Here is a 6,323-nt window from a genome sequence, read left to right as displayed (position 1 = left end):
CTCGACTCGTCTGTCGGCTAGTATCCGCAGATGCATGCTTGACGGTCCCTCCACCCTGGCTCCTACATACCTCGTAGGAGCCGGGAGGAACATACAAGCCATGCTCGACTGCGCCGCAATAATGTAGAGCCGAGCCATGCTCGGCTGATGGGCCACGGAGTCGAGCATGGCTCGACTCTACAAAAGAGCGTCCTGATCGCTTCGGGGTTCATCCACGCATTGCGTGGATCTACGCGATCAGTACCAGGCCATCCGGGAACACGATCGCCGCTTCATCGGCACTCACGTCGAAGAAGCCCACGCCGTGCTTCTCGGCCAGATCCTGCACGCGGCCATGCGCGCGCTCGGCCACCGAATAGGCGAACGCGCCGTAGATCACCTGACTACCGATGCTGTACTCGGTCACCTCAGCACGATCATCGTCGTCATTGCTCAACGGCCCGTTCATTGGCGGAAATTCCTGTGCCATCTCCGCGAACCACGCCTGCAACGCGGGACTGCTGACCGCCGGGTCGTCGTACTCGTGGCGCTCGTTCCACTGCGTCTGCTTCTCGAACCAGGCGATGAAGGCCGCCGCCTCGCGTGGCGCGGCGCTGGCCTCGAACACCATCATGTCGTAACTCATTGGAGCTTCCTGTGCAGAGCAGGGGTCAGAGCCTTCGCTCGCGGCGAAGGATCCGACCCCGGCAACGAGGTCTGTGGCTGCACAGGGTATCGCGCTACGGCTGTTCGGCTGCACTCATCGCCAGGCCCGGCGCCAGCGCCTTCGCCTCCGGGAACAGCGCGAAGCGCAGGCCGATCAGGCCCATCAGGGCTTCATCGCGGGCCTTGCAGGCGGCCACACTGCCGACCCGGCCCAGCGAGGTATCCAGCCGCTCCCGCAGCGCCTCGGCCGCCACAATCGGTTTGTGCGCGGCGATCTGACGGCGGTAATGCACGGCGATTTCTTCCAGGATGTGCTCGACCGCTTCGCGGCTGCGTTCGGGCAGTTCCAGCCGTGCGCGACGCAGCTGCAGGATGTTCAGGCCGATGCGCGCTTCGTTGAGCATGTCCACCGAGGCGATGTCACTGCCCTCGGGCGTCGCCGCCAGGCGCGGCGCGAGCAGGCCCAGCAGGTCGAGCATGCGTGCGGCGAAGCGCTGGCGGTCCTGCTGGCCACGGCCTTCGGCGGCCTCGGCCAGCGTGGTCCAGCCCTGCCGCACCAGGCGGCGTGCAGTCCACTCGGCACCCACCGAACGGAACAGGCGGGTCATCACCACCGCAAAGCCAATGCCGATGAACATCGCGATCGACGAGTTGAGGAAGGTCTGGATGTTGGCGCTGTAGGTGTTCTGCAGGCTCAGCAGCGCGGCCAGGTTCACCGTCAACGGCAACGCGAACAATGCGCTCTTGGGGTGGTGCAGCATCAAGCCCAGCGGCAGGAACGCCACCGCCAGCACCAATGCCAGCAGGCCGAAGTCGTGCACCGCCGGGAACACACCGAACAGGTACACACCGGCCACCACCGAGGCGACCATCGCCCACACCAGGAACGACACCATGCTCGGCGCCGGGTCGTCCTGTGCAGCGAAGAATGCAGCGGTCACCGCGGCCATCATCGCGCCGTTGCCACCACCTTCCCAACCCAGCGCGATCCACAGCACGCAGTAGCTCATCAGCGCCACGCCGGCACTGAGCGCGGAGAACAGCGCCATGCCGTAGTCGACGTGCTTGTCGGCGGCTACGCGTTCGGTGCGGATGCGGTAGTGCGCGCGGTCCAGCGGCGCGGTGCCGTGGTCGATCGCATGCTGCAGGGTGCGGCAGTCCTGCCACAGGTCCACCAGCTCCTCCAGGCGCAGCAGCAGGCTGGCCAGCTGCAGGTGCTGGAGGTCGCGGTCCACCTGTGGCTTCAGTGCGCTGATGCGCGCGCGCAGGCGGGCGTGCTCGCTGGCATTGGTGGGTCCGTCCAGCCAGTCATGGATATCGTCGACCAGTGCCGGCAGCCCTTCGGGCAGGGATTGGCCGTCGCTGCGCAGCGCACTCAGGCGGTCGGCGATCGACGACAGCACCGGCAACAGCAGCAGCATGCGCTCGCGCAGGCGCTCCATCGACACCGCCGAACCGGCATGGCGTGGATCATCGCGGCGCAGGAACTCGATCAGCGCCTCGAACTGCACCAGGTCGGCAGCCAACCGGTTGCGTGGCGCGTGCGCGCGGCCACGTTCAAGAATCTGCCGGCACCACTGCGCGGCGTCCTCCATCCAGGTGCCGATGCGTGCGCGCAGCATCGGACGTACCGAGGCCGGGAACAGCAGCGACGCGAACAGCACCGCCACCACCGTGCCAAGGATGATCTCCTCGCTGCGTGCCACCACCGTGTCGAAGATGGTTTCCGGCGAGGTCACCGCCGGGAAGCCGATGAAGGCCGTCGTGTAACCGGCCAGCAGGAACGCGTAGCCGCGCGGGCCGCGGTTGAGCAGGGCCATGAACAGGCAGCCGGCCAGCCAGATCGACATTGCCGCGCTCAGCACCAGCGGCGATTCCACCAGCGCCGGCAGCACCAGCAGGGTGGCCAGGCCCGCCACCAGCGTACCGACGATGCGGTACACGCCCTTGGCCCGGGTTGGGCCCAGCAGCGGCTGGCTGACGATGTACACCGTGCCCATCGCCCAGTACGGGCGCGACAGGTTGCCGGCCATGGCGATGTACAGCGCGGCCACCGCGGCCAGGTAGGTCTTGATCGAGAACAGCCAGGCCTGGCGGTCGGTCAGCGCGTTCATGGCTTACTTCGCTGCGGTCGAGGCGTTGGGCGCGGCGGCGCTGGCCTGCCAGCCACCACCCAGCACCAGGAACAGGTGGATCTGGTCGCGCGAGACCTGCGCTTCGGCGGCGGCCAGGGTGGCATCGCTGGTGGCCAGGCTGCGGTCGGCATCCAGGCTGGACAGGTACGGCGTGCGGCCGCCCTGGTACAGCCGGCGGTTCTGCTCGGCGGCCAGTGCGGCCTGCTCCTGCGCGATGCGCAGCGACTGCAGCCGGCGCAGGTCCTGCGCATAGCGGTCCAGCGCGGTCTGGGTCTCGCGCAGCGCCTGCAGCACGGTGTGGTCAAACTCGGCCAGCGCGGCATCAGCACCGGCTTCGGCGGCGTGGATGCGCGCGTGGGTGCCCGAGGACGGCAGCGTCCACGAGATCAGCGGGCCGATCGACCACTGCTGGGTCATCGGCGTGCCGAAGTCTTCCAGCAGGCCGGCGGCACCGAGCGAGGCACCCAGGCGGATGTCCGGGTACAGCTCGGCGGTGGCGACACCAATCCGCGCCGTGGCCGAGGCCAGCTTGCGCTCGGCCTGGCGCACGTCCGGGCGACGCTGCAGCAGTGCACGGCCATCACCGACCGGCAGCGGCTGCGCCAGGCTGGGGGCGTGCGCGCAGTCGATCACACCGGCCGGCAGCTGGCCCGGGGTCTGCCCCAGCAGCGCGGCCAGCGAATAGGCGGCGGCCGAGCGCTGCGCCTGCAGCGGCGGGAGTGCAGCTTCCAGCAGCGCCACCTGGGCATTGGCGCGGGCCAGTTCCGGCGGCGTGCCACGGCCGGCCGCGATCAGGCGCTCGGTAACGCTGCGGCTGCGCTGCTGCAGCTGCAGCGAATGCTCGGCCACGTGCAGTTCGTGGTTGGCGTGGCAGATTTCCAGATAGCTGTCGGCCACCTGCGCGACCACGCTGACCTGGGCCAGGTCGCGTGCTGCGGCGACCGACTGCTCGTCGGCACGGGCCGCTTCGGCGCCGCGCTTGAGCTTGCCGAACAGGTCGAACTGGTAGCTGACCGCGAACTTGCCATCGGCCAGGTTGATCACTGGCAGCTCGTGTTCCTGCAGGAACGATTCGGCCGACAGCTGTGCGCGGCTGACCCCGGCCTCGGCCTCGTACTCGAAGCCACCGGCGTCCAGCGCCTGTTCGTACACCGCCGCCGCACGACGCAGGTGCGCATCGGCGGCCTTCAGCTCCACGTTGTCGCGCAGCGCCTGGGTGATCAGGCCATCCAGCACCGGGTCGTTGTACAGCGACCACCAGCGGTCGGGCAGCGCCTGGTTGGCGGCGATCTGCGGGTTCTGGGTATCGATGAAGGCGGCATTGGCCTGCGGGCGCTTGAACGCCGAACCTTCCGGCAATGCATAGTCCGGGCCGACGGTCCTGCACGCGGCCAGGCTGGCCAGCGCGACGATCAGGCCGAGACGGGGCAGGGCGGCGTTCACAGGCCCGCCTGTGTCGGCGCCGTGCCGGCCTTGTCGTTGTGCGGATGGCGGCCGGTGTCCACGGTCACCGTGGCGGTGCGGCCGGCGATCAGTTCCACACCCTTGGGTACTTCGTCGATGGCGATGCGCACCGGGATGCGCTGCGCCAGGCGCACCCAGTCGAAGGCCGGGGTCACGTTCGGCAGCAGGGTGCTGCCATTGCTGCGGTAACGGTCCTCGATGCCGGCGGCGATGCTTTCGACATGGCCACGCAGCGGGGTCGATTCGCCCATCAGGCGGATGTCCACGGCTTGTCCCGGGGCCACGCCACGCAGGCGGGTTTCCTCGAAGTAGCCATCGATGCGGAACGAGCCGGTATCCAGCAGCGCCAGCACCGGCTTGCCGGCCACCACGTAGTCGCCCACGCGCATGGTGCGGTCGTTGACCCGGCCATCAGCCGGTGCGCGCACCTCGGTGCGCCCCAGGTTGAGCTCGGCCAGGTCGACCGCCGCCTGTGCGGTGGCCAGCGCGGCCTGTGCGGCCTGCAGCTTGGCGCGGCGCACTTCGGCGTCCTCGGCGGCGACCAGGTCCTGCAGGCTGCGGTCACGGCCGATCTCGCGGCGCAGCTGTGCCACCGAGGCCTGGCGCTCGCCCAGGCTGGCCTTGGCCTGCTCCAGCGCGATGCGGTAACGGGCACGGTCGACCACGAACAGCAGGTCGCCCTTCTTCACCGCCTGGTTGTCGGCCACCTGCACCGTTTCCACCAGTCCGGATACGTCCGGCGCCACCTGCACCACGTCGGCGCCGACATGGGCATCGCGGGTCCATGGCTCATCCATGTAATAGACCCACAGCTGGCGCAGCACCAGCAGGGCGACGATCACGGCTGCGCTGGTGAGCAGCACCGGCAGGGTCTTCTTCACGATCTTGTTCACGATTGCATCCAACGCAGGAGGTGGAACAGCAGGCCCAGCACGATTCCGTACAGCGCCAGGTTGAACAGCGCCGGGTGCCATACATGGCGATAGGCGCCGGCACGCTGCAGCAGCGCGTGCAGGCCGCTGTTGACCAGATAGGCCAACAACATCAACCCGAGCAGGGTCGGGACGAACACTCCGTGGAGACTGAATTCACCGGGCATCGGTAGGGGCGGGGGCGAGGTGGGGGAGGGGAGGAACAACGAAACAACAGCAACGGGCAAAAGCCGCTGGCGTGTGCACGGCAGCGGCGGTATTCGGGGGCAGCGCTCTTACGTGATGCGGTCGGCAGCCTCGGCCAGCAGGCGCCATGCCTTCAGCACGGCGTGCAGTTCATCCATGGAAAGCTCGCCGAACACGTCCTGGCGCAGGCCGATCAACTGGTCTTCCAGCTCGCTGACCAGCGCGTGTCCCGCGTCGGTCAGCCACAGCAGGTTGGCGCGGCGGTCGCTGGCGTCGCTCTCGCGGCGGACCAGGTCGCTGGCGCACAGCTTGTCCAGCAGGCGCACCAGGGAAGGACCCTCCATGCCCAGCTGCTGGGCCAGCGCCACCTGGCGGATGCCACCGCCGGAGCGGCCGATCATCAGCAGCGGCATGGTGCAGGCGGTGGAGATGCCGTAGCTGCCGAGCCGGCTGTCGGCCAGGCGCTGCCACTGCCGCCCTGCGTACAGCAGGCCGGAGCTGAGCTGCATCTGCAGCACGGTGCGCTCGTCGAGGGGTCGGTCCATAAGAGATAGATAGGATACTACTAATTTCATTCCTATCAATGGTTTTTGCTGAATGGGCGGGGTGTAGTGAGGAAAGCGTTGCGCCTGCCTGGTGTCGGGTGGGGCAGCAGCAGATGCAGTGCGGACCAAGGTCCGCACCCACCAAAGCAGGAAAAACCACAGCAGCGGCGCGGTGCTTCCGGAGCCATGAACCCCGCTTTTGACCCCCGCTTTCGGGCGGTCCGGTCGCGCCCGCAGGAAACCGTCAAGGAGGGGGAGAGGGGGCTGCGCAGGACCGTTGGCGCCATGGATGGCGCCATCGAGCCCCCAAGGACGGGTTTACGGCGTGTCCTGCGCAGCCCCCTCTCCCCCGCCAGGCCGGCAGCACCGCCGCGCCCACCACGCCCCCCCGGGGAGGCGGGCCGAGCGGCCGCCGC

At 68.5% G+C, this 6,323-nt stretch carries 6 protein-coding genes; all 6 read right to left on the bottom strand.

The window, feature by feature from the left end; translation table 11 throughout:
* Positions 1-229: 229 nt before the first annotated feature.
* The 6 genes from ABE423_RS20305 to ABE423_RS20280 all read right to left on the bottom strand — a co-directional run bounded on the left by ABE423_RS20305 (position 230) and on the right by ABE423_RS20280 (position 5,907).
* Positions 230-625: a hypothetical protein gene (locus ABE423_RS20305; protein ID WP_049446855.1), complete on the bottom strand. Its 396-nt coding sequence runs from the start codon at positions 623-625 to the stop codon at positions 230-232.
* A gap of 94 nt (positions 626-719) precedes the next feature.
* Positions 720-2,759 (bottom strand): FUSC family protein, encoded by a 2,040-nt coding sequence (locus ABE423_RS20300; protein ID WP_346487304.1) that lies wholly within the window; start codon positions 2,757-2,759, stop codon positions 720-722.
* Between the two features lie 3 nt (positions 2,760-2,762).
* Positions 2,763-4,223: an efflux transporter outer membrane subunit gene (locus tag ABE423_RS20295; RefSeq protein WP_180837998.1), complete on the bottom strand. Its 1,461-nt coding sequence runs from the start codon at positions 4,221-4,223 to the stop codon at positions 2,763-2,765.
* Positions 4,220-5,137 carry an HlyD family secretion protein gene (locus ABE423_RS20290; protein WP_032973896.1) on the bottom strand — a complete coding sequence of 306 codons (918 nt, stop codon included), beginning with the start codon at positions 5,135-5,137 and terminating at the stop codon, positions 4,220-4,222. The genes ABE423_RS20295 and ABE423_RS20290 overlap by 4 nt, the downstream gene beginning before the upstream one ends.
* Positions 5,134-5,343 (bottom strand): DUF1656 domain-containing protein, encoded by a 210-nt coding sequence (locus ABE423_RS20285; RefSeq protein WP_010487502.1) that lies wholly within the window; start codon positions 5,341-5,343, stop codon positions 5,134-5,136. The genes ABE423_RS20290 and ABE423_RS20285 overlap by 4 nt, the downstream gene beginning before the upstream one ends.
* Before the next feature lie 108 nt (positions 5,344-5,451).
* Complete coding sequence (locus tag ABE423_RS20280; RefSeq protein ID WP_012481667.1) at positions 5,452-5,907, bottom strand: MarR family transcriptional regulator; 456 nt, start codon at positions 5,905-5,907, stop codon at positions 5,452-5,454.
* Positions 5,908-6,323: the final 416 nt, after the last annotated feature.

The sequence above is a fragment of the Stenotrophomonas sp. TWI1409 genome (assembly GCF_039673015.1).
Lineage (GTDB): Bacteria > Pseudomonadota > Gammaproteobacteria > Xanthomonadales > Xanthomonadaceae > Stenotrophomonas > Stenotrophomonas maltophilia_A.
The sequence above is the reverse complement of the archived record's forward strand: the minus strand, read 5'-3'. Positions and strand labels throughout refer to the sequence as shown.

Bases quoted from the DNA above. Each gene is read 5' to 3' on its own strand.
- ABE423_RS20305 (WP_049446855.1), bottom strand. From the start codon at position 625: ATGAGTTACGACATGATGGTGTTCGAGGCCAGCGCCGCGCCACGCGAG.
- ABE423_RS20300 (WP_346487304.1), bottom strand. From the start codon at position 2,759: ATGAACGCGCTGACCGACCGCCAGGCCTGGCTGTTCTCGATCAAGACC.
- ABE423_RS20285 (WP_010487502.1), bottom strand. From the start codon at position 5,343: ATGCCCGGTGAATTCAGTCTCCACGGAGTGTTCGTCCCGACCCTGCTC.
- ABE423_RS20280 (WP_012481667.1), bottom strand. From the start codon at position 5,907: ATGGACCGACCCCTCGACGAGCGCACCGTGCTGCAGATGCAGCTCAGC.